This is a genomic window from Labrenzia sp. THAF82 (genome assembly GCF_009363435.1).
Taxonomy (GTDB): Bacteria; Pseudomonadota; Alphaproteobacteria; order Rhizobiales; family Stappiaceae; genus Roseibium; species Roseibium porphyridii.
The window spans coordinates 704,315-722,146 of sequence record NZ_CP045354.1; the positions used below are offsets into that span (position 1 = coordinate 704,315).

Annotated in this window: 12 protein-coding genes and 6 pseudogenes; 13 read left to right on the forward strand and 5 right to left on the reverse strand. The window is 54.1% G+C overall.

Annotated elements, in window-relative coordinates; translation table 11 throughout:
• Positions 1 to 21: 21 nt before the first annotated feature.
• The 4 genes from FIV00_RS03495 to FIV00_RS03510 are packed head-to-tail and all read left to right on the forward strand — an operon-like array spanning position 22 to position 3,792.
• Positions 22 to 1,644 carry an ABC transporter ATP-binding protein gene (locus FIV00_RS03495; protein ID WP_152499480.1) on the forward strand — a complete coding sequence of 541 codons (1,623 nt, stop codon included), beginning with the start codon at positions 22 to 24 and terminating at the stop codon, positions 1,642 to 1,644.
• Positions 1,628 to 2,113 (forward strand): hypothetical protein, encoded by a 486-nt coding sequence (locus tag FIV00_RS03500; RefSeq protein ID WP_152499481.1) that lies wholly within the window; start codon positions 1,628 to 1,630, stop codon positions 2,111 to 2,113. The genes FIV00_RS03495 and FIV00_RS03500 overlap by 17 nt, the downstream gene beginning before the upstream one ends.
• A gap of 15 nt (positions 2,114 to 2,128) precedes the next feature.
• Entirely contained in the window at positions 2,129 to 2,947 is an 819-nt protein-coding gene (locus tag FIV00_RS03505; protein WP_152499482.1) for a TauD/TfdA family dioxygenase, read from the forward strand.
• Positions 2,948 to 2,949: 2 nt separating this feature from the next.
• A complete protein-coding gene (locus FIV00_RS03510; RefSeq protein ID WP_152499483.1) occupies positions 2,950 to 3,792 on the forward strand; it encodes a TauD/TfdA family dioxygenase in 843 nt (280 codons plus the stop codon).
• Positions 3,793 to 3,872: 80 nt separating this feature from the next.
• Here FIV00_RS03510 and FIV00_RS03515 read toward each other — a convergent pair whose 3' ends face one another.
• On the reverse strand, positions 3,873 to 4,604 hold the full coding sequence (locus FIV00_RS03515; RefSeq protein WP_152499484.1) for a DUF6118 family protein: 732 nt from the start codon (positions 4,602 to 4,604) through the stop codon (positions 3,873 to 3,875).
• A gap of 8 nt (positions 4,605 to 4,612) precedes the next feature.
• Positions 4,613 to 8,278, reverse strand: a pseudogene (gene traA / locus FIV00_RS03520) (Ti-type conjugative transfer relaxase TraA).
• 216 nt (positions 8,279 to 8,494) lie between these two features.
• Here traA and FIV00_RS03525 point away from each other — a divergent pair.
• From FIV00_RS03525 to FIV00_RS03540, 4 genes and pseudogenes are all read left to right on the forward strand, one after another.
• Positions 8,495 to 8,782 carry a mobilization protein gene (locus FIV00_RS03525; protein ID WP_152499485.1) on the forward strand — a complete coding sequence of 96 codons (288 nt, stop codon included), beginning with the start codon at positions 8,495 to 8,497 and terminating at the stop codon, positions 8,780 to 8,782.
• A 601-nt stretch (positions 8,783 to 9,383) separates the two neighbouring features.
• Positions 9,384 to 10,909: pseudogene (locus FIV00_RS03530) on the forward strand (type IV secretory system conjugative DNA transfer family protein).
• Positions 10,910 to 11,574: 665 nt separating this feature from the next.
• Positions 11,575 to 12,081 carry a hypothetical protein gene (locus FIV00_RS03535; RefSeq protein ID WP_152499486.1) on the forward strand — a complete coding sequence of 169 codons (507 nt, stop codon included), beginning with the start codon at positions 11,575 to 11,577 and terminating at the stop codon, positions 12,079 to 12,081.
• 161 nt (positions 12,082 to 12,242) lie between these two features.
• Positions 12,243 to 12,563, forward strand: coding sequence for a hypothetical protein (locus FIV00_RS03540; RefSeq protein WP_152499487.1), 321 nt, complete (start codon positions 12,243 to 12,245; stop codon positions 12,561 to 12,563).
• Positions 12,564 to 13,030: 467 nt separating this feature from the next.
• Here the strand turns inward: FIV00_RS03540 and FIV00_RS03545 are convergent, their stop codons facing one another.
• Positions 13,031 to 13,783, reverse strand: a complete 753-nt coding sequence (locus FIV00_RS03545) for an IS6 family transposase (protein ID WP_152504096.1) — start codon at positions 13,781 to 13,783, stop codon at positions 13,031 to 13,033.
• A gap of 274 nt (positions 13,784 to 14,057) precedes the next feature.
• Here FIV00_RS03545 and FIV00_RS03550 point away from each other — a divergent pair.
• From FIV00_RS03550 to FIV00_RS03560, 3 genes and pseudogenes are all read left to right on the forward strand, one after another.
• Positions 14,058 to 14,336: pseudogene (locus tag FIV00_RS03550) on the forward strand (transposase); the annotation flags it as partial.
• A 39-nt stretch (positions 14,337 to 14,375) separates the two neighbouring features.
• A pseudogene (locus tag FIV00_RS03555) lies at positions 14,376 to 14,594 on the forward strand (IS110 family transposase); the annotation flags it as partial.
• A gap of 335 nt (positions 14,595 to 14,929) precedes the next feature.
• Positions 14,930 to 15,682 carry an IS6 family transposase gene (locus tag FIV00_RS03560; protein WP_152499488.1) on the forward strand — a complete coding sequence of 251 codons (753 nt, stop codon included), beginning with the start codon at positions 14,930 to 14,932 and terminating at the stop codon, positions 15,680 to 15,682.
• 91 nt (positions 15,683 to 15,773) lie between these two features.
• Here FIV00_RS03560 and FIV00_RS03565 read toward each other — a convergent pair whose 3' ends face one another.
• On the reverse strand, positions 15,774 to 16,235 hold the full coding sequence (locus FIV00_RS03565) for a hypothetical protein (protein WP_152499489.1): 462 nt from the start codon (positions 16,233 to 16,235) through the stop codon (positions 15,774 to 15,776).
• 345 nt (positions 16,236 to 16,580) lie between these two features.
• Positions 16,581 to 16,859: pseudogene (locus FIV00_RS03570) on the reverse strand (transposase); the annotation flags it as partial.
• Between the two features lie 132 nt (positions 16,860 to 16,991).
• On the opposite strand from FIV00_RS03570, the gene FIV00_RS03575 reads away from it, so the two are divergent.
• The gene (locus FIV00_RS03575) at positions 16,992 to 17,162 is read left to right on the forward strand and encodes a hypothetical protein (protein ID WP_247649458.1); all 171 of its coding nucleotides are present in this window, start codon (positions 16,992 to 16,994) and stop codon (positions 17,160 to 17,162) included.
• A pseudogene (locus FIV00_RS03580) lies at positions 17,143 to 17,520 on the forward strand (transposase); the annotation flags it as partial. The gene FIV00_RS03575 and the pseudogene FIV00_RS03580, both read left to right, overlap by 20 nt.
• Positions 17,521 to 17,832: the final 312 nt, after the last annotated feature.

The window sequence follows — 17,832 nt, forward strand, 5'->3', positions numbered from 1 at the left end:
GAGTGGTCATTTGTAAAGCCAATGATGATAGAATTATTAATAGAAATTGCTAAAAAGCAAAAGACATATGCGAAAGTTGGATTGTTAGTTGCTATTGTAACGTCAATAACTTTCTCTCTTCTGAACACCTTGTCAACATACTTCCTGTCAAAAGCTTTTTCACTAGCTGAGAAAAGCTCGGACGAATTTGTCGGCATGCTCGTCTACTTCGTTCTGACGTTCGTCGTGGCACGGTTGTTGTTTGAGCCGAGATGGATTGCCTACGCCCTTTGGGACGGGGAATACATAAAGTCATACCTTTCGAAGACATATGTCGAGGCGATGAGAGGACTGTCGCCAAATAGCGAATCTCGTGAGAGAATTGCATCAAGATTGATGCATTCAAGTAAGAGCTTAAGAGAATTCACGACAAATGTTATATTTTCGATCATTCCAGTGATTTTCGATGTCTTATTTTCAATTTCTGTTATTGCGATATTTTATTCTCATCTTATAATATCGTTTTCTTTTACTATTTTCGTATATTTTTTGTTTAATCATTATGCTCTCTTAAAGCTCAAAGGGCTTGCGGCCGACACACGCGATACACAGACGCGTGTGGACAGTGTTTTGACATCACTGATGATAGCCTCCGATGAAACACTCGCACTGAACGCAATTAACAAATCATCAAAACTACTATCAATATACCTAGAAAAGAGCAGGGATGCTATCCTTAAATACAATTTGAAGAGATCAATACTCGCCCTGGTTCAGTTCTCGCCAATATTATTGTCAATAATATTTCACAATATTTATTTCTATCAAGGCTACACGTCTGGTTCCGTAGATCTTAGCGCGGTCATACTGGTGAACATGCTCCTGTTCACGCTAACCCGTCGTTTGGAAATGCTGAGCACTTCGATACGGCAGGCTCAACTGAGCTGGTCATTCGTATCTGCCACCTGGGACCTGATCAGCAATACGGCAACTTCATTTAGGTCGCAGGACACTCCAAACTCTGAAGCAGAGTTTCAAATCGAATGCCGGAATGTCGAGATCAGAGGAGCCCGATTAACTAGTGCTCTGAAAAACCTTCGTGTTCACAAAGGAGACAAGCTGGCACTGGTAGGCCCTTCCGGCTGCGGCAAGAGTTCACTCTTGCGGGCAATTGCGAGATTGATACCCATCAAACGCGGCGAAATCATTATCAGGCATGACACATCCGCCTATATCCCCCGGCTTTCGAGGCCCGATGTGACATACAATTCGGCATCTCCGGTTATTTATCCGACGACCTTGACAGAAAATCTGCATTTCTTCGATCGGGACACAAATGTGAGCGCTTATGAAATATTGAAGTCGCTAGACCTGGCGATACCGGCAGACAATGAAATCGATTTTTCCAGTAATGCGCCGTCCTTTTCACAAGGGCAACTGAAGAGAATACACCTAGCGCGAGCGATAACAAGCAACGCTCCAATAATATTGATCGATGAGCCGTTCGCTAACATCGAGAAGAGGCTTGCGAGAAAAATTTCCGATTTGTTGGTCAATCTCGATTGTACCGTGATCATTGCGACGCAAGATGCTGACAACACCGATAATTTCTCTCGAGTAATTCACTTTCAGGAACAGGAGGACAAGAGTGTCGAATATAACTAAAGAACAAATATTGGAAACATTTCTGGATGAGCCAATGTTTCTATATTTCACTCAAAAATTTCCCCACAAAGACGAAACAGAACTCAGGACTAAAATTTCTGAGCTTCTGAAGTTCTTAATGCTTTGCTGCCACGACGATCTAAAAGGAGAAGTCCTATTTTCAGAGGAAATAGATAATATTTGGCATTATTGGATACTCCAGACTCAGCAGTATCAAGATCTTTGTAAAAAATTGCCAACAGGAAAATTCGTCCATCACTCGTCTAACGATTACAGGGAAAACGAGATGCTTGTTGAACCGGATAAGATTGCGCAAAGGAATCTGGATTTCTTCAGTAGTTACATTGAAAATTTTGGGGAAATTGCCGATGAAACGCTGACTTACTGGCCCGGGGCACTCGAGATTATGAGCCTTTACTCTTGGGATCTGAGAACTTTTAACGGTGAACTAGCTCAACTATCGGCTTAGCGAGGCTTGGGAACGATGAATTCAGCCGTAACATTCCCCGCTCAGTTTCTCCGAAATTGCTTCGATTATGAGGATTTCGGGGAAGAAAAAAACATTAACAAGCCTTCCTATTCTTGCTCATTGAGCGAATTCCGCAAATCGTTCGCCAGTCAAGGTTTTGCGCTCATCAAAGGATACTTCAAGCCCGGAGAGACTCACGCCAGGTTGCCCTCTTGGTTAGATCATGGGGACATCGGCGACCTCATGGCACAGAATAACCGAGGTGACCAAAGCCTGGAGATCAAGCCACGGGATGGCGAACATCGAGAGCTTATTTACACTGTGAAGGGGCAACCTGCCCACTGTGACAGCGCCTATCATGAAACCATGCCGGATATCGTTATGTTGGGATGCTCGAAAGCAGCTTCGTCCGGTGGATTGTCTATCATAATAGATATCAGGTCGCTCTTGTCCGATCATCACATGGAGTATCTGAAGGAGCGCTTGCGAGCGCACCAACAGATAGACGTCATATACTCAAGACAGAAAATCCGTGTGGAAAAGCCGTTTGTGAAGATGAACCCAAATACTGAACGGGCAGAGTTCGCTTTCACACCATTTGCATTGTCTGCCATGTTCAAGAGCAAAGAAGACGTCAGTCTATATGATTGTATCATTCAAAATAGCAATTCACCGGCATATTCTAGATATTTTTTGCTTGAAGATGGCGATTTTGTTATTCTGGATAATACTTCCATGCTTCATGGTAGGACGGCATTCGCGGGAGAGAGAAATCTTAGCCGTTTCTGGTTCAAAGCCAATAGAACGGACCATACCTTAGGGATGGCGGTCTGAGCATGGACTACTTTGTAAAAACCGTCGTAGTCGCGGACCAAGCTACGTCACTCATCGACATAATTGTTGATCAACTCAGCCAGGGCATTGGGGTGTTGATCATTCAAAACGTGCACCTGCAAGTTCACCATCTTGAGCGTCTCGCGCACGCGCTAGGAACTCCCGTGGAGTTAAAGTCATTCCACGCCAACGGTAGCAATGTTGTCTTAGATTTGAAAAGCCATGGGGAGGACGGACAACTCTCCGACCTGTATCGATTTGGGAGAAATTGGCACACAGACTATACGACAACTTCTATTTCAGGAGGATACACGGCCCTTTACTGCTTGGACGCCCCTGAAGTCGGTGGGGGCACAAAGTTTATTTCTCTTGATACAAGAGATTTGCCCAAGAGAGCGTGTTCTCTAATCGAAAAATTCTGTGGCAGAAACCCGTGTGAAGTGGATGTTGAACACTCCAACCCCAAGGCAGACAAGACGATGAAATCAGCCACGCATCCGTTATTCCGAAAGGGAATGAAAGGAGAAGGGTGCTATATCAGTCTTGGAAGCTTTGCATACTCAAGAGCGCTGATTGAAAATCAGGGATTCATCAAAAATATGTACAATATCCTGGAACAGGAAGGGAAATCCCATGTCGCCGAATGTTCCCGAAACCAATTGATTGTGTGGAACAACGCTTACGTTGCGCACAAGGCAATGCCATATAATTCAGAACAATACAGGAGGCACATGCTCCGTATTGCTACTTGGGGAACCCGCCCGCAGCGAAGCTCCCCGTTGCCGTGGAGGGCGGAATCGAATGGTCCTAACAATGACCCTGCCCCGCACACCTCCGCTTCTTAGGCGGCGACTGCGCAGCAATGCGCCACTGCTCCCCAGCCAGATTTGAGCTCCCGGAGCGCGATAGACGTTCCTCTCATCCTTCAGTTTCCGGGCACGACAATGGTGCATGTCTGGTCACGCCCGGTCTTTGCGGCGGCGGCGCGGCATTTCTCGACGGTGTCGTGATTGTCATAAACCAGCTGGCTGGCTGCATTCATGAACTGCGCGCCGACCGGGTCTTCGGCGCTCATGAGGGCAAAGCCGGCATTCCAGCGCGTGTCATGCATGAAGAAGGCAGATGCCCGCGCGGCCAGAGTATCGGGAAGACAGAACAGCACCACACCGACCAGGAGCATTCCGGCCACCAGTCCACCAAGGCCGGCAAAGTACAGGTTTCTGGTCTGGGTTTCCCGGTCTCGTGCGCTTTTGGTATAGGCAGCGAGATTCCGGGCTTCGCGCGCCAGATCGCTGGTAGCATCATCCACTTTACGCGCTAGTGATTTTACCAGCCTGTCCCCGCCCTGTTCGGCGGCGCGGGTCAGCTGGGCGGGCTGAAGCCGGAGCACCGGCAGTTTCTCGATCGCCTGGAGACGCTCCCCGTTCCGGGCAAGGTTTTCCATCAGACGGCCGAGATCGGCACTGTAGTCGACCGGCTGACCGATCCTGTCAAACTGATCGAAGGCCGTCTCGACGCCCTTGCGGATCACGGTCATTTCTCCGCCGATCTCACGTGAGAGTTTTTCTACTGCCTGGCGCAAATCCTCAAAAGCCTGAGCCGGATCGCCGGCCGTTTTCCTATCGTCCCGTTCAAAGTCCGCGTGCGCGTCCGTCATCGTGTCCCTTACAATTCCAGTCCGTGGCTCTTGTCGCGCTTTTGCTCTCGCGCAATTTGCCGTTCCAGGTCTTTGGCAAGGCTCTTTTCTTGGCCGATATGGTCAAGTCCAAGGTCCTTCGACCGACTTTGAAGCACCTGCGCCATCTGCGGATCGCGCTGAAGGCTTTTCGTCAAATCGCGCATATCAGATTCGACCCTGCCGCGCGTCTGCGTCTCCTGTCGCCCAAGCAGCTCCCGGCGCTCGGCCGTCAACTCCTGCCAGCGCTCGACAAAGCGATCGGCCCGAACAGCCGGATCCGCAACCGCCGCCCGCTCACGCTCCATGCCGGCAACAAGATGATCGACACGGTCCCCGCCGGACCGTTCCACCATCGCCCGCGCGGTCTGCGGATCGTGCTGCACCGCCGATCCGATCAGCTCCAGGGAACCGGGCTGCGCCTCCTCGAGCTGGCGGCCGGCCTCCTGCATTTCCCGTTTCTGACTTTCCAGAAGTGGCAAGCCCTGCTCACGCTGCTTTTGTCCGGCGCTAAACGCCCGCGCATAACGATCAACAGCCGCTTCGAACGGGGAGCGCCGGCGCAGCCGCTCAGCAAGCCTGTCCTGGCCCATATCGCGGGTTTCCGGGGAGTGCTCCGGCCTCGGGCGGGCATTGAGCTTGAGACCGTCGAACATACTGCGCGCCGGCTTGCCAGCCTGCGGTGTTTCCACCGGGGCGGATGGCTCTGAACTGCGTTCCAGCTTCTGTCCGCTCGCTCTCTCGCCGACACCCAGGCCCTGACCCGCCACACGGCCAAACGTCTCGGAGGGATCGGCCTGCGGGCGAACGCGCTCCCCCATAGCGCCGGAGTGAGTCGCAGGCCGGTCCCGGGCTGGACTTGTCACTTGTTCCCTGTCCCTGTCGTTGTCCTTGACGGGCCCACCCCAGTGTTCGTCAATGCTGCCCTGGGGGACAGTGAACACGCGCTTTTCCGGCGTCCTGGCTTGCCAGGCCGCCAGGCGATCCCCCAAGCCGCCCTCAAGCCCCTTGACCTCAATCTCGCTGTTGATGCCGAGGGCGTTTGCAATCCCGCGCCGCTCGGCAAAGGCGGCGGTGTAGTCGAGGGTGGTCTCCTTTGCACCCGAGCGCGAGAGCTGCTCTGCCAGCCGGCTGTATGCGAGGTCCTCTCCGCTCTGCACGGCCCAGGCATTGCGCTCTACCGTGCGTCCGTCGGGAAGACGAACGCTCTGCGAGCCCTCATGGCGAAGCCCGATCGTCTCGCCAATCTCCGCCCGAGCCTCGCCAAGCGCCCGCTCCAGATCAACACCCCACGTCGTGTGCTGCTCGCCTTTTGTGTTCTCCAGGGTGACGAAGTAGCTCCTGGCGTTGCCTTCTTTATGCTCGAAGGGGGTAGGACCATGGGCGACCAGACGCCCAAAAGATTGGCCGGAAGTGTGCCCGGCCGCCTAGCCTGGAGACTGACTTGAAGATTGGCCCGCTGCGCGGCCGGCAAAGGCGATCGCGTCGGCATAGAGCTGTACGTCCGTGCGGTGCCGGGTCATGGCGACATAGGTCAGATGCCGGTCCATGGTGGTGGAGGCCAGAACATAGGCCCGGTCCACGGTCGCCCCCTGGCTCTTGTGGATCGTGGTCGCATAGCCATGGTCGATGGCCTTGTAGGTCTCCAGATCGACCTGGACGCTCTTGCCGTCCGCGCCGTCAAGCCGGGCGACCAGCCTGGGCGCAAGGTTGTCCCCTGGCGTTTCGATGCGCTCCACGGTGCCCAGCATTCCGTTCTTGACACCCAGCTCGCGGTTGTTTTTAAGGAAGACGATCCGGTCCCCGCATGCAAAGGACCGCATGCCGTCATTGGTGACCATCCCAACCTCACCGGCCTCTGTGCCCTTTGCCAGTTTCCCCCAATCCTGGAGCGTGGACCGGATTCCTTCGTTCAAAGCCTTCACATCCGCCCGGCGATGGGCCAGGACCACGCGGCTTGCCTGCGGGTTGGACGCCATGTCTGCCAGATAGTCCCGAATGATGGCTCCGCGCGCCGCCTCCCCATCCTGCTCAAGATGAACGGAGCCGTTGTCGCGATAGGCTGCCAGGGCCTCAGCGGTCTTTTGGGTGGCAAGGGCAACAGAGGCCTCGCGCTGCCAGTCCACCTTCTGCCGGCGAATGTCCGACAGCTCCACATAGCCGGTCTCTTCCGCAACAGCCCGGAACGGTGCGCCCGCCCCGATCGCCTGCAACTGCTCATGATCGCCAACAAGAACGATCTTCGCGCCGCGCGCTTCAGCCTCGCCAACAAATCGCGCCAGCTGACGACTGCCGATCATCCCCGCCTCGTCAATCACAAAAACATCGCACCGACCGAGCGGACGCCTGTCGTTCTGCCACCCCATCTCCCACGACGCCAACGTGCGGCTCGCAATCCCGGAACTCTCTTCCAACCCTTCGGCGGCCTTCCCCGACAAGGCCGCCCCATGAACCCGGTACCCCTGTCGCTCCCAAGCCTCGCGCGCCGCCGCCAGCATCGTCGACTTGCCCGCCCCCGCAAACCCGACCACCGCCGCAATCCGTTCCCTCCCAGTGATATGCGCAATCGCTCCACGCTGCTCATCCGACAATCGCGCCGAGGTGTCCCCGGCCCCTCGTTGAAGCGCCGCGTGCATCCGCTGCGCGCGCTCCACCATGCTGCTTTCAAGAGACACCATGTCCCGCGTTGAATAGCGCGCACGCGTCACTTCGCCCGTTTCCCGATCAACACCCTCGCTCTGAAGCTGCACAAGCGCCGGCGAGGCCATGACAGAAGCAAACGCGTTCTGGAACACCTGCGGCTCCTCGTTGAGATAGCGATGCAGTGTGCGGGCAATATCATGCCGATCGAACACGCTCTTCTCGTCCGCAATCAACGACAGAACCTCTTCCGGCTTCTCCCGGATCAGCTCCGCGTTGCGTGTCGCAGACCCCTCATCCAGACGGCCCCGCTCAACCGCCACCCCCTGCCGTTGCAGCTGTGTCGCATGAACCCCGACATGCTCCGTCGGAATGATCTCAAGACCCCGATCCACATGGGACCGGTGATCGATCCGGATATCAAACCCCTCGCGCGCCAGATGTTCATTGGCAATCCCTTCCCAGGAACGGCGAAGGTCACGCACCTGCATGTCGCTTGCCGGCAAGCCCTGACCCAAAAGCCACTTGTTCTCACGCTCGATGTAGGTTTTCTCGCTGAAGCCGCTGTCCTCGACCCGACGTGTCGTCATCATCACATGTGCATGGAAGTTCCGAATGTCGCCTTCGACATGCGGCGCATGAATGGCAAAGTCCACTGCCGACCCGTAGCGGTTCACAAGATCGGTGGCAAAGTCGCGAACCGCCTCCAGCCGCGCTTCAGCCGACAACTCATGGGGAAGCGCAATCTCGAACTCACGAGCGACACGGGCGTCTTTGCGGTTTTCGGCAAACTCGGCGGCATTCCACAAAGCCGAGCGATCGCGCGCCCACTCGGCGGATGACCCTTCGGGTAGAACGATCTCGGTGTGCTCGATGCCCTGTTTTTTGGTGAAGTCATGCACCATGCCGTCGCGCTCATTGACCAGACGTTGGCCAGGTCGATAGGCGATTGCCGCCACGGCACTGCGGCCGCCCGATCGCGATATTGGCTTGATGCTGCAATGATAGACGGCCAATCCCGATCTCCTAATCCTCAAAGAGGATATCGAGCACTGAGTTGAGCATCAACTCGTAAGTGCGCCCTTAAAATTCCAATCGCTGCGCTTTTTCATTTTCAGGTACCGGAGCAAGCGGATAGTCGCTTGCCTCAATCTGCGCAACTTTGCGTTTTGCTTCCTCGGTAAAATTAATTATAGAGTGCAGCCCTGTGGCACCGTCATCAGGAAATCATCATGGCACGCAAATCCATCGAACAGCGACTGGCTGAACTGGAAACGAAAAAGAAGACGCTGAAAGCACGGCTGGGGAAACAGGAGCGCACCCGCGACACACGCCGAAAGGTATTGCTCGGAGCCCTCGTGCTGCACCGGCTTGAGAACGCCAACGATCCGGAATTCACACGGCGTCTGTCCGATTGGCTGCGCCGCGAGCTGCCCGACTTCCTCACCCGTGAGGCCGACAAGGACCTGTTCGCAGATCTGATCGGGGTGAAGTCCGAAGGACAAAACAATCCCTCATGATCATCATCTGCTTGATGCCGATGTTCTCAAAACCGTCCCGGCCATCATCAGCGTGCCAGTCTGGAAGGATGCCACGCATGTGCCGCCGGCGAAGAAATCGGCAATGCCAACGTTCAAAAAACAGCAGGGCATGTGTGGCGCAACATCTGGCAGCAGCAGAAGCTTGCAATGTTTCACGGGTGTCGGTCGTCACAGGTGGCTCGTATACCGACGCACTATATCAAGACCAGCAGCGGTGCACGGCTCAATTGAGCCAAAAATTCCTCCCAAGACTGTCTCGCTGCTGCCTCCTCTTGGTGTGTGTGATGCAGACGCCCGTTCCTCGTGAACGGGCGTTTTTTCGTTTCTGCTCAGTTCCAATGTCAGAGACCACAAAGAATCAACATCAGACGATCGCATCGCAGTTGCCACCAACCAGGTGATTAACCCACCTCGGTCACAAGGGCAGGTCATGTTGCATGACAGTGAATGTCCGGATATGGCGAGAGCCAAGCACGGCACTCTCCAAATGAGTGCGCGCCCTCCCCTTCCCACCTCTCTTTGTCCCACCGGCTTCTGACCGACCGGTTTATCCGCATACAAAATCAAAACAAGAAAACTTATGAGCCAGGCAATCATGGCATGGGCCGCGTTCAAGAACATGGCAAGAGCCGCCGCACGCGATCCCGTATGGGCGATAGTCGCAATCGTGCTCGACATTGCGTCAGTCATCCTGCTTCTGACCATCGCGTTCCGTCTCATCACCAATCCGATGATCAATCATTTTGGAAACATCGCCGGAGAAACCCACGGCTCCGCCCGCTTCGCGACAGCAAAGGAGTTGGCGCCCTAGTCGCAAAAGTCTTCCGGCCTCATCATCGGCCGGGACCCCAGGTCGAAAAACCTCCTGCGCTATGACGGCCCGTCCCACCTCATCACTATGGCACCGACCAGAACCGGAAAAGGCGTCGGCACAATCATTCCAAATCTGCTGACCGCCGATCGCTCCATCATCTGCATCGATCCCAAGGGAGAAAACGCAAGGATCGCCGGCCGTGCCCGTGAACAGTTCGGGCCGTCCATGTTCTCGATCCCTTCGGCGCGACCGACACCCGGACCACCACCTTCAATCCCATGGACAGCCTTGACCCGGATAGCCTCGACCTTGCCGAAGACGCCGGAACGCTCGCCGATGCCCTCGTCTTCGACGAACCGGGCATGAGCGGCGAAGCCCACTGGAACGAGGAGGCCAAAGCCCTGGTCGCCGGCCTGATCCTCCAGATCGTCTGCCATGAGCCCGTAGACCGGCGCACCCTCATGACCCTTCGGGAGAACCTCACTCTCGCCCCGGACGCCTTTGTCGCCCTTCTCAAACAGATGCAGGCCTCAACCGCGGCAAATGGACTGGTCGCCCGTGCCGCCAATCGACATCTCGGCAAATCAGACCGGGAAGCGGCCGGTGTCCTGTCTGCCGCGCAGCGCCACACACACTTTCTCGATTCACTGCGCATGCATCGCGTCCTTGATGACAGTTCCTTCTCTTTCACGGATCTGAAGCGCAAAAACGCAACCGTCTTCCTCGTCCTGCCCCCCGATCGCCTGTCAACCTATTCTCGCTGGCTGCGCCTCTTAATCACACAAAGCCTGCTCGACATGGCCCGCAATCCCGTACAGCCTGCCTCTCCCGTTCTCTACCTGCTCGATGAATTCGCCGCCCTCGGACACCTGGCAGCGGTTGAGCGCGCCATGGGCCTCATGGCCGGTTATGGCGTCCAGCTCTGGCCGATCCTCCAGGATATCCATCAGCTGCGTGCGACCTACGGACAAAAAGCCGGCACTTTCCTCTCCAATGCCGGCGTTCTTCAGATCTTTGGCGTCAACGATCACGAAAGTGCCCGCCTCATCTCCGACCTGCTCGGACAGGAAACCGCCGTCTTCCAGACCATGGCCCGCGCCCTCGATGCCGAGGCATCCGGCATCACATGGTCCACGCACCACGTTGCCCGGCCCTTGCTGACCCCCGACGAGGTCCGCAATCTGCCCGGCCAGTCCGAGCTTCTCTTTCTCGCAGGTCAAAGGCCCGTCGTTGCCCAAAAGCTCGCCTACTTCACAGACCCCGAGTTCAAGGGCGAATTCGACCAGGGCTGATGGCAACAAGGCTTTCCATCTGGCATGAGCATCCCGGGCGACCTGAAATCCCGACGACCGCGCTACAGGCGAGTTCACCGTCGTCCGGGCAACCCTCTGACAAGACACAACAATTTGGTCGGAAAACAAAAAAGGGGCTTCGCGAGCGCAACTTTGGCTGATACAACCAAAAAACTCGCTTTCGGGGCGAGTGGCCAAAGTTTGGAACCTGAGGACCACCCACCCCTAACGAGTAACCAACCGTAGCTTGGTACCCGCATGGCGTGTCTATAGCACACCATATCCAAGTTCCGGGAGTGCTGTCTTCACAGGGCCCCACACTTACCCACCCCTTGTGAACAAAGACAGTCAGCTCTCTGGCCGCCTGACCATCCACAGCAAGGGCAGCCACATCATCCCGTGCTACCCTTGCAAACGGTGGCCAGAGAGCGCTCTCAACAAAACGAGAGCAAAGATGGCTCCAGCAGGGTGCCCAAAGACCCGGTGCTGAAGGCTCTTCAAAACACTCCCAGACACCCAATACGGTAACAACGGCAACACTTGATTTGCTGGAGCTGGTCTCACCTGCGCCAGAGCGCGACGTGTTGCGAAGCTGTGTCAAATGGCACAGGTCAACGCCAGAGTGCCGCGCTAATCAGACAGAGAAGTAAAGTCAGGAGGAGAAATTGTTCAAGAAATCTCTAGCCACTGTTGCGATGAGTGTCATGCTCGCGGCGTGTAATTCGGATCTTCCAAATGCAACTGAAGAGCAACTGCTCAAGCTGTTTGGTGATCGTGAAGAGATGGGGATCACGTTAATCAGTTCTCACATGATTGAGTGCCTTGATCTCATCTCAGATGACGCAGTGCGCTTTTATGTGGACTTTTCCGACGAAACAACGAGCGATTTCACGACCACTTGCTACAAGTGGCTGCACGAACGCATCGAGCAAGCGGACCAAAACCCGATGGGTTATACAATGGCACATCTGGAGGACCCTGAACTGGGCCTGCTGCTAAAGCAGTTGCGCGAGAAACAGGACAAATTGATTACCGAACTCCGGGAGCAGGAACGCGCCGAGATAGCGGAGAGACGGCGGGCCGAGAACGAGGAACGTGACCGGCACAACATTGAGGAGCTGGAACAGGCAAAGGCTGAAAGCCCCCCTCCCCTGCGGGCCGATCCCATGTGATCCCCTCAAAGCTCATGCAATGCAGCAAATCCCAGGAATTCTACGTCCATCTCATTTTCGTCGAGACACAGGCAAGTCCTGGAGAAATGTAAGATATCGCCAGTATCATGTTCCTTATAATATAGGAAATCGACCTACCCACATGGATCATCGGCGCGCCGATGGACGACGGCGAGCCCGAGCACGCACAGTCCATGATTCTCAAGGCCTGGCCGGACCGGCAGGACATCGCGCAAATGACGCGCCACCAGTCCAACAAAATGCTTCAAAACTCGAAGAAGGCCGATGTTCAAGGCCGTGAGGTGCTCAGGGCTCAGTCTGTGAACTGCATCCGCCAAATGTGTTTGTTGATCGCTCAAAAATCCTGTCTCATTCAATCCAATGAGCCAAGTCCTGCCTTCATGAAGAGACCTTCCCTTACGGCCTTTGAAATTCTACGACTTGGAAAACAACTAAAAATAGGTATATTGTATTGGCTCTAGTAAAGGTAGATTTCAAGGAGCCACCTTATGGTCAGTATCTATTCTAATCCTCCCTCACAAATTAGCGACCACTCCAGGCCTGCCAGAAGAAAGGCATTTTCTTTCCCCAATGTCGGAAAAATTATTTCGGGGTGTGTGCGTTTTTTTGGGAGGCGCGTGACGTTTTTCCGACGCTCTTCCACACCGCTACCAATTGAAACTGCGCAGGGACGCGCCAGATTATTACCTCAAATACGGCAGACATACCCGAACTTCCAGTGGAGCCAACCTCTCCCTGGCAATCCGGAACCAACCGAAATGGCAACTTGCAGCCAAGCAACATCAAACACATTCAAGTAGGAAGGAACGTCTGAAGATAGTTTTTGGAAAGACTGACTGAGCATGGCCTTCTTGTAGGCGTCACAACACGAAAGGGGATTGCCAACTTGTTTTGTCCGGCCCGCAATTGTCCCTGTTTTAGACGGATTTCAGGCATTCATCTCGCGTGTGTAGTCGTGCCATAAGCCGAATGCATCAGCCCTTGCACGCCTGTATGAGGCGGCCGACAGTGTGTATCGACGCGGCCGGAAGACCGTGTTGATCTGATCGTGGGCAAACAGAAACCGTTGTGCTTGCCGGGGAGACTTGAACCGGCCCATTATTTTCTCCCGCTTGCGTGTCGGGCGATGGGAATTCTCAATCCTGTTGTTCAGTCCCTTGTGAGCGCGATGATCGGCATCCGGCGCCAGGGACTGGATTGGCTTAGTGTAGCTGCGTAATTTGTCCATTGCCCGGCAGTGCATTGCGCATGCAATGTCACGAGAGGGGGTTACCACAACCCTGGGCTCGCCGAATTGCGTCACCAGCCCGCTGAAGAAACGCTTGGCTGCCTTTGTATTGCGGTGGGGTTGAACCAGGATGTCGAGCACATCGCCATCGCCGTCAATCGCCCGCCAGAGCCAGTATTTCACACCGCCAATGACAATCACCATCTCATCAAGATGCCACTTGTTGTTGGGCTTGGGCCGGTCCCGGCGAATGCAGCGCGCGAAATGCCGACCAAACCGGTTCACCCAGGTGCGGATCGTTTCCCGGCTGACACGGATACCTCGCTCCGCCAGAAGGTCTTCAACATCTGCCGTACTCAACGCAAACCGATGATACGCCCAAACCGCGTAGGAAATGATCGATCTAGGAAAACGGAAGCCCTTAAGGCGCGGAAAATCGGAACTCTCAATCATCACAGCCATCTACCACCGCTGAGCCCCGTCAACAACTTGGCAATCCCCTGCCGGGAATGGACAGCAACACATCGTGGCGTGATTTGGAAATATCAATTGCCACCAGAACTGGCTCGGTCTGTACAATACTGGCATCGGTCATAGTCGGTCTCCCTCGCGGTATGGTTTGGTGCAAAACCACTGTAGGGACCTGAGACCCGTCTATGATCACCTGCTCCGCAATTTGAGAGCTGCACAGGCAATCATAGCCTCTAAATCAGCACCATTCCGAAGGTGTTATGGTCCGGAAAACGTCAGCGCCGCCCTGCAAATATGGGCTTCAAGACGTGGGATCGGCTTGGAGTACATCCAGCCCGGCAAGCCGCAGCAGAACGCCTATGTTGAGCGCTACAACAGGACCGTCCGCCATGAATGGCTCGGACAATACATATTCCAGACGATCGAGGAGGCGCAGGACCACGCAACACGTTGGCTATGGACATACAACAACGAGCGGCCCAACATGGCTATCGGCGGTATTACACCCGCAATGAAACTTAAAACAGCGGCCTGAAGTTCAGTTTTACACCCGACGGAAAATGGGATGATTACCGGAGAGCGCTCATTGCGACGATTGTTGATTATTGGCGCAAATAGTGTGGTCAGCTGGCGAGCAAAGAAGGGGGCAATGTCAGGGTCGTGGCTCGAACGTATGCTCGCTCGCAAGCCTGCGATGCTGGTTCGGGTCGCTCTGGCCAACAAGATGGCACGTATTGTCTGGGCGGTGATGTCAAGCGGTCAGACATATAGGGCTCCGGCTGCTCAAGCTTAAAACGGGAGCAGCTACGGGGACGGCGGCGCAAGAGAGGTCTTTAGAAGTTTGGCGTAACGATCTTGGGATGAGGTCAGGAAAACCAGTTTGCGACACAGTGCCTTTGAGCACGTGGGCTTGATTTTGGACCTGACACTCGAACACCATACGGGCCCGCGGCAAGTCAAAAGCCGCATCAAAGGCCGGACACATGTCAGCACCCGACCGTGCGATCAAATAACCAAAAAAATCCTCTTGCAATCAGGGCGTCTACACATGTCGCAAAGTTTTTCGTGTTAACCACGCCTTGAGGTTTGGCTGTTGAAAGAGCGGTCCTGTCATTGGAGTTCCGCGTCATGATTCTGAGGGCCATCGTTGAAAAACTGAAACGCCAATCGAAGGATGACTTCAAAGGCAGGCAGTTCGAGGCTTGGTTGATCATCCAGGCGGTGTCCTGGTACTTGCGTTATCCTCTGAGCTATAGAGACCTGGAAGAAATGTTCCTGGAAGGCGGCTTTAAGGTAGACCACAGCACCATCAACAGATGGGTTTTGGCGTATGCGCCGCTGATCGAAAAACGGCTACGCCGCTTCCGCAAACCGCATTGCGGCTCGGTCCGCATCGATGAAACCTATGTGCGCATCAAGGGCCAATGGCGCTATCTGTATCGGGCCATCGACAAGCATGGACATCCGGTCGATTTCCTGCTCACGGCAAAGCGCAACCTGAATGCTGCCAAGCGGTTCTTTCAAAAAATGTTGCGGGAGGCCCCACTGCTGTCACCGGGCAAAATCGGCACCGATGGTGCTGGCACTTTTCCTCCGGCCATCGGCGACGCGGTTGACGGTGGCCTGCTTGCTTCGGATCCGGTGCATTATGTGACCAAGCATTTGCAACAAGGCATAGAGAGCGATCATTTCAGGGTGAAAAAGAACATGCCGAAGGTCGGCGGGTTCCGCTCGTTCAACTCAGCCAGAAGAACCATCGCCGGCTTTGAAGCCATGCTGTGGCTCAAGAAGGGCTTTGACTTTACCGGTCAATGGAGTGTCCGCGAACATAACGATCTGCTGGCAGTGATCTTCGGAATTGAAAAAGTTAACGAAGCCTGAAAAGCGCTCCCAATACGGGAGAAATCTGTCCGCCAGTGAGGGTTGCGACAGGACCATTCCGAATGGGACTTTTGAAAAGAAAATTCCGTCCCTATGCCACTTCACCGTCCCAATCCGTCAAAAGGCTAAGGTCCGAAGGATGCCTAAATATTTCGAGGTTCGAAAAGCGCCTCGAATCCGTGGCACCCTCGGGAAGAAGATTCAACTCAACCCCATCTTGCTGTTTAACTTTCTTGTTGAAAACCTTAAAAATACAACCGAACTCAAACAGCTTGCGACGCGGACGTCGCTCTCGGAGATTTTCCAAATCAATTTCACGAGCTTTTCTACGAAAAACAAAAAACTTACAAACCTTATTAAAAAACCTATTCTTTCTTTTGGGCGCTCGATAAATGAGAGGCAATAAGTTTTTATCCAAAATTATGAGCCGACTATCAACACTACCCGCTCTTTGCAATTCAACGAGACTCTCTTCACGGTCCGAAGTTGTATTTTTTATATTGAGATACGATGCATTGCTATCTACTGATCCAACACTATAGGGGTCTGGCATTTTTATCACCTACTTTGATTTTTTTAAAAATACAACAAGAAGACGGACTCAGCTGTATTAAATGTTACAAAGAGATTTAGTTGCTTGAGGGGATCAAGATTTTTCTAGTATTTTCGTACATCTTATTGTTTGCATTTCCACTTTTTAGGTTTAATATCAATTCATAAGGTCAAAATAATTGCGAAAAATTTTTTGTATTTTCGTAAGTTTTTTGTTTCCGATAATACATAGAATTGCGATGATTTTTCTGGGGCTTGTCACAAAGTTTTTCTCGTTAACTACGCCTTGAGGTTTGGCTGTTGAAAGGGTAATCATCCCATTTTTCGCGGGGTCGATAACTGGACTTCAGGCTGCAGCTGTCAGTTTCATTTTCGGCGTAACGCCGCCGATGGCCATATTTGGCCGCTCATTGTTGTATGTCCATAGCCAGCATGTGGCGTGATCCTGTGCCTCCTTGATCGTGTTGAATATGTATTGTCCGAGCCATTCATGGCGGACGGTTCGGTTGTATCGCTCGATATAGGCGTTCTGTTGCGGTTTGCCGGGCTGGATGTATTGCAGCCCGATCCCGCGCCGTGAAGCCCACATTTGCAACGCCGCACTGACGTTTTCCGGCCCGTAACACCTTCGGAATGATGTTGATTTAGAGGCTATGATTGCCTGTGCAGCTCTCAAATTGCGGAGCAGGTGATCATAGCCGGGTCTCAGGTCCCTACAGTGGTTTTGCACCAAACCATACCGCGAGGGAGACCGACTATGACCGATGCCAGTATTGCACAGACCGAGCCTGTTCTGGTGGCAATTGATATTGCCAAGTCACGCCACGAAGTCTTGCTGTCCATTCCCGGCAGAAAGCGTCGACGCCGCCTGACCGTTTTGAACCAGCTCGACGATTTCAACCGCTTGATGCGTCGAGGCGTTGAATGAAGCGATCCACAAATTCGGCGCGCCGGAAGTCATGAATACGGATCAGGGATCACAGTTCACCTCGTTTGCATGGACGGACCGGCTACGGCGGATGGGCGTGCGCATCTCGATGGACGGCAAAGGACGGTTCCTCGACAATATCTTCGTCGAGCGGCTGTGGCGTACGCTCAAATACGAGTGCGTCTACCTGCACGCCTGGGAAACTGGATCGCAGGCCAGGGCCGGTGTTCGAAAGTGGGTGGATTTCTATAACCAGAAGCGCCCACATTCAGCACTTGGCGGCAAGCCGCCTGCCGTGGTCTATTGGCAGCGCATTGAACAAAACCAACCCGATCAGCAGGTGCAGAGAGTAGCTTAATTTACGCCGAAACCTGTCCAACGGATGGGGAGTAGCTCACACCGAAACGGTGTTGGTGATTGACAGCCATGTCGGGGATGCACTAAAAGAAAGGTGCGATAATTCTTGTAAGTGCATTCCCCGTTGTCGGTGCGTTCCGATGACGGGTTTTGTCGTTCTGGGCCTCTGTTTTCCTTATCCGTTGGAGTGGTGCGGAGCCGTTTAGCCGGCGCTTGAGCCTGCTTGGGGGCTGCGAATTATGCCTTGTGATTTTTACGAGGCGGGGCCGACTAGACCAGATTCACCAAAATGACGCAATGTCACGCAGGAATC

Excerpts from the sequence above, each read along its gene's own strand:
- FIV00_RS03495 (WP_152499480.1), top strand. The coding sequence starts at position 22 with ATGATGATAGAATTATTAATAGAAATTGCTAAAAAGCAAAAGACATAT.
- FIV00_RS03505 (WP_152499482.1), top strand. The coding sequence starts at position 2,129 with ATGAATTCAGCCGTAACATTCCCCGCTCAGTTTCTCCGAAATTGCTTC.
- FIV00_RS03510 (WP_152499483.1), top strand. The coding sequence starts at position 2,950 with ATGGACTACTTTGTAAAAACCGTCGTAGTCGCGGACCAAGCTACGTCA.
- FIV00_RS03515 (WP_152499484.1), bottom strand. The coding sequence starts at position 4,604 with ATGACGGACGCGCACGCGGACTTTGAACGGGACGATAGGAAAACGGCC.
- FIV00_RS03525 (WP_152499485.1), top strand. The coding sequence starts at position 8,495 with ATGGCACGCAAATCCATCGAACAGCGACTGGCTGAACTGGAAACGAAA.
- FIV00_RS03540 (WP_152499487.1), top strand. The coding sequence starts at position 12,243 with ATGGACGACGGCGAGCCCGAGCACGCACAGTCCATGATTCTCAAGGCC.
- FIV00_RS03545 (WP_152504096.1), bottom strand. The coding sequence starts at position 13,783 with ATGATTGAGAGTTCCGATTTTCCGCGCCTTAAGGGCTTCCGTTTTCCT.
- FIV00_RS03560 (WP_152499488.1), top strand. The coding sequence starts at position 14,930 with ATGATTCTGAGGGCCATCGTTGAAAAACTGAAACGCCAATCGAAGGAT.
- FIV00_RS03565 (WP_152499489.1), bottom strand. The coding sequence starts at position 16,235 with ATGCCAGACCCCTATAGTGTTGGATCAGTAGATAGCAATGCATCGTAT.
- FIV00_RS03575 (WP_247649458.1), top strand. The coding sequence starts at position 16,992 with ATGACCGATGCCAGTATTGCACAGACCGAGCCTGTTCTGGTGGCAATT.